Raw genomic sequence first — 4,333 nt, 5'->3', positions numbered from 1 at the left:
CCGATGAGCTTGGACTCGCCATAGGGGGAGGCTGGGCGCTTGGGAAGGTCCTCGACCACGAGCGGCACATCCGGGGTCCCGTACACCGCGGCGCTGGACGAGAACACGATCTTGGTCACTCCCGCCGCCGCCATCGCCTCGAGCACGATCCGGGTGCCCTCGACGTTCTGGTGGTACGTGTGCAGGGGCCGGGTGACCGAGACGCCGGCGTACTTGTAGCCGGCGACATGGATGACGCCCTCGACCTCATGCTCGCGCAGCGTTTCTTCGACGAGCTCGCGGTTGAGGATGGAGCCGCGCACGAACGGCACTCCCGCCGGCACGAAGCCGTCGTGTCCGCTGGACAGGTCATCGATGACGACCGGGGCGATCCCCGCGGCGGACAGCGCGCGGACGACGTGGGCACCGATGTATCCGGCACCGCCGGTGACAAGCCAGCTCATGGCTTCCATCCTGTCAGGTCGGGGATCACTCTTCGGTCGGGCCGAGGAGTGCGGAGGGGACGAAGCGTGCGGTCGCCGAGCTCGCGGCATCCAGAGTCAGCACGACGATCTCATTGGTCCCGGCGCGCGTCACCGGCGCTGGGACGTAGAGCGTGCGCTGGGGGCCTGCGCTCCAGAAGCGGCCCAGGAGGAACCCGTTGATCAGGGCGAAGTTCGGAATCGAGCTTGTCGTCGCTCGCAACTATGCGCTCGCGCTCGTGCTGATCACGCCCCTGGTCCTCGTCCTGACAGGCGCGGCAGCCGGAGAGTTCGGCTCGGTGGCGATCGCCGGCGAGCGTGTCGTCGACACGATCGTCGGGTCAGCGCTGGCGGTTGCCGTCAGCTTCGTTCCGCTTCGGGCGTACCGCAGGCCGGCCTAGGAACCGAGAGCCGCGGAAACGACGGCGCGCGCCTGCTCCTGCACCTCGCGCAGGTGCTCTTCGCCCTTGAGTGATTCGGCGTAGAGCTTGTAGACGTCTTCCGTGCCCGACGGCCGTGCAGCAAACCACGCGCTCTCGGTCTGCACCTTGAGGCCGCCGATCGCTGCGCCGTTGCCGGGCGCGTGCGAGAGCTTCGCGGTGATCGGTTCGCCGGCAAGCTCGGTAGCTGTCACCGACTCGGGGGAGAGCTTCGAGAGCGTCGCCTTCTGCGCGGGAGTGGCCGGCGCATCAACCCGCTGGTAGGCGGATGACCCGAACTGTTCCTCGAGCTCGGCATAGCGCTGCGAGGGTGTTTTGCCGGTGACGGCGAGGATTTCAGCGGCGAGCAGGCACAGCAGGATGCCGTCCTTGTCGGTTGTCCACACCGACCCGTCCTTGCGGAGGAAGGCCGCGCCGGCCGACTCTTCACCGCCGAACGCGACAGATCCATCGAGCAGACCTGGCACGAACCATTTGAATCCAACCGGCACCTCGTAGAGGTCCCTGCCCAGGGCCGCGACGACGCGGTCGATGATCATCGACGAGACCAGGGTCTTGCCGACCGCGGCATCCGATTCCCATCCGTCGCGGTGCGTGAAGAGGTAGTCGATCGCGACGGCGAGGTAGTGGTTGGGGTTCATGAGTCCGGCATCCGGGGTGACGATGCCGTGGCGGTCGGCGTCGGCGTCGTTGCCGGTGAGGATGTCGAACTCGTGGCGGCGGGCGACCAGCGATGCCATCGCGGAGGGGGAGGAGGGATCCATGCGGATCTTCTCGTCCCAGTCCAGCGTCATGAATCGCCAGGTCGGGTCGACGTCGGGGTTCACGACGGTAAGGTCCAAGCCGTAGACCTCGGCGATGTAGGCCCAGTACTCGACTGACGCACCGCCGAGCGGGTCGGCGCCGATCCGGATGCCGGCGCGGGCGATCGCGTTGACGTCGATGATGTTCTCGAGGTCGCGCACGTAGGCGTCACGGAAGTCGTAGGAACCGATGCGCTCGCCGTCCATATCGGCGAAGCGCACCCGCTTCACACCCTCGAGACCTGCCGCGATGAGCTCGTTGGCCCGGTTCGCAATCCAGCCCGTCGCGTCGGTGTCGGCGGGACCACCGTGGGGCGGGTTGTACTTGAAGCCGCCGTCCCGGGGCGGGTTGTGCGATGGGGTGACGACGATGCCGTCGGCACGCGTCGGGTCGTCGCCGGCCTTGCCGCGGTTGAAGGTCAGGATCGCGTGGCTGAGCGCCGGGGTCGGTACCCAGGAGTCACGCGAGTCGACGCGCACGCCGACGCCGTTGGCCACCAGCACTTCGATGGCGCTGCGCTCGGCCGGTCGGGAGAGCCCGTGGGTGTCGCGGCCCAGGAACAGGGGACCGGCGATGCCATTAGCCGTGCGGTAGTCGACGATCGCCTGCGTCGTGGCGAGGATGTGCACCTCGTTGAAGCTCGTCGACAGCGATGAACCGCGGTGACCGCTCGTTCCGAACGCGACGCGCTGCTCCGGCACCGCCGGATCGGGGACCCGTTCGTAATACGCGGCGATCAGTTCGTCGATGTCGATGAGGTCGGATTCTTCGGCTGGCAGACCTGCGCGGCTCATGAACACAGTCTGTCACCCGAGCGAGCGCACGCAATCCCGCGTGGCCTCTCGATGCCGATGCCCCCTGCTCTGGGGGCTGAACTGCGTGGGGTCGAGCCGCAGGTCTAGGCTGGGTTGCCGTGAGCGACGAGCCCGAAGCTACCCGCCGGACCTATAGCTATCTCGGACCCGCGGGGACCTTTACCGAAGCGGCTCTGGCGCAGGTGCCGGAGGCCCGCGGGCAGATCTGGCGCCCCGTCCGCAATGTCGGCGAGGCGCTCGCCGATGTCGTCGAGGGTCGATCGGATGCCGCGATGATCGCGATCGAGAACTCGGTCGACGGTGGGGTTTCGACCGCGCAAGACGCCCTCGCGACGATGCCCGGACTGCGCATCGTCGGCGAGTACCTCGTTCCGGTCGAGTTCGTCCTCGTCGGGCGGCCCGGCACACGGCTTGAGGACGTGTCGCTGGTGGCTGCGCATCCCGTCGCCTACGCCCAGTGCCTGCGGTGGCTTACCGGCACTCTTCCCGCCCACGCCCATATCCCGGCGGCGTCGAACGTCGCGAGCGCTGTCGGGCTGATCGACGGTACCTCGGATGCCGATGCCGCGATCGCTGCCCCCGGCATCCTGGAGCACCTCGATGTCGAGCTGCTGGCCGAGGGTATCGGTGACAACGCCGAGGCTGTCACGCGGTTCGTGCTGGTCAGTCGGACCGTCGCGCCACCTGAGCCGACCGGTGCCGACAAGACATCGCTCATCGCCGAGCTGCCCGATGATCACCCCGGGGCCCTTCTGGAGATGCTCGAGCAGTTCGCAACGCGCGGGATCAACCTGAGTCTGCTTGCATCGCGGCCGATCGGCGATGCGCTGGGTCGCTACCGATTCGTCATCGACGCCGACGGGCACATCAAGGACGAACGTATGGCCGATGCGCTCTTGGGGCTGCGGCGTTTCAGTCCCAAGGTCATCTTCCTCGGTTCCTATCCCCGCGCCGACCACGCGGTCGTCCGCTACCCCGACCGGTACTCCGACGATGTGTTCGTCGAGGCTCGAGACTGGTTGCGCGGCCTGCTCTCGGGTGAACCCGACCGCTGAGGCCTGCGATGGAAACTCTGGCGGTGGTTGCGGCATGGGTCGCGGTGGTCCTGCTCCTTGTGCTCGTCGGATTTCAGGTAGCGCTCGCGGCCGGGGTGTCGTGGGGGAAAGCGGCGTACGGCGGCGCAGCCGCGACGCTCGCACCGGCGCAGCGGGTCTCAAGCGGCGTCGCTGCAGTGATCTGGGCGCTGGTGGCGTGGTTCTTCCTGTCCCTTGCCATCCCCGCTCTCCCGGGCACCGTGCCCGCGTCGTGGCACATTGTCGTGCTGTGGGTGCTCGTCGCGCCCTTCGCGATCGCCACGGTGATGAACGGGATCTCGCGGAGTCGCATCGAGCGCGCCATCTGGACGCCGGTGTCCGCCGTGCTCCTCGTGTGCGCGCTGGTGAACGTCTTGCAGGCCATCGCGCTCTCAGGCGTCGCCGGTTAGTCAGCGCGAGTTCTTGACCGCCTCGTAGGCGGCCAGGGCCGCGTCCCGGGTCGCCTTCAGGTCAACGATCGGTTCCGGAGCCTCGTCCCCCGCGTACTCAGGAGCCCACTGACGAACGTATGTCCCGTCGGGGTCGAATTTCGCCGCTTGCAGCTCCGGGTTGAAGATACGGAAGTAGGGCGCCGCGTCGGCGCCGGAGCCGGCCACCCACTGCCAGCTGAACGGGTTGGATGCGGCATCCGCATCGACGAGGGTGTCCCAGAACCACTGCTCGCCCTTGCGCCAGTCGATCATGAGGTTCTTCGTGAGGAAGGATGCCGTCACCATCCG

At 67.7% G+C, this 4,333-nt stretch carries 6 protein-coding genes; 3 read left to right on the top strand and 3 right to left on the bottom strand.

Features of this window, described 5'->3' with window-relative positions; genetic code table 11:
• On the bottom strand, positions 1–443 hold a 443-nt coding region (locus B3587_RS12055), incomplete at its 3' end, for an NAD-dependent epimerase/dehydratase family protein (protein ID WP_292728969.1).
• A 197-nt stretch (positions 444–640) separates the two neighbouring features.
• Here B3587_RS12055 and B3587_RS12045 point away from each other — a divergent pair.
• Complete coding sequence (locus B3587_RS12045; protein ID WP_267189684.1) at positions 641–862, top strand: FUSC family protein; 222 nt, start codon at positions 641–643, stop codon at positions 860–862.
• Here the strand turns inward: B3587_RS12045 and pgm are convergent.
• Positions 859–2,499 carry a phosphoglucomutase (alpha-D-glucose-1,6-bisphosphate-dependent) gene (pgm, locus tag B3587_RS12040; RefSeq protein WP_292728966.1) on the bottom strand — a complete coding sequence of 547 codons (1,641 nt, stop codon included), beginning with the start codon at positions 2,497–2,499 and terminating at the stop codon, positions 859–861. The two genes, B3587_RS12045 and pgm, sit on opposite strands and share 4 nt — an antisense overlap.
• 119 nt (positions 2,500–2,618) lie before the next feature.
• Between pgm and pheA the strand changes: the two genes are divergently transcribed.
• Both pheA and B3587_RS12030 read left to right on the top strand, forming a co-directional pair.
• A complete protein-coding gene (pheA, locus tag B3587_RS12035) occupies positions 2,619–3,575 on the top strand; it encodes a prephenate dehydratase (RefSeq protein ID WP_228178406.1) in 957 nt (318 codons plus the stop codon).
• Between the two features lie 8 nt (positions 3,576–3,583).
• Positions 3,584–4,003 carry a hypothetical protein gene (locus B3587_RS12030; protein ID WP_292728962.1) on the top strand — a complete coding sequence of 140 codons (420 nt, stop codon included), beginning with the start codon at positions 3,584–3,586 and terminating at the stop codon, positions 4,001–4,003.
• Here B3587_RS12030 and B3587_RS12025 read toward each other — a convergent pair.
• The coding region (locus B3587_RS12025; protein ID WP_292728959.1) for an FAD-binding domain-containing protein at positions 4,004–4,333 on the bottom strand (330 nt) is incomplete at its 5' end.

The organism is Microbacterium sp. UBA837 (assembly GCF_002296025.1).
GTDB lineage: Bacteria > Actinomycetota > Actinomycetes > Actinomycetales > Microbacteriaceae > Microbacterium.
This window is presented reverse-complemented; position numbering and strand designations above follow the sequence as displayed.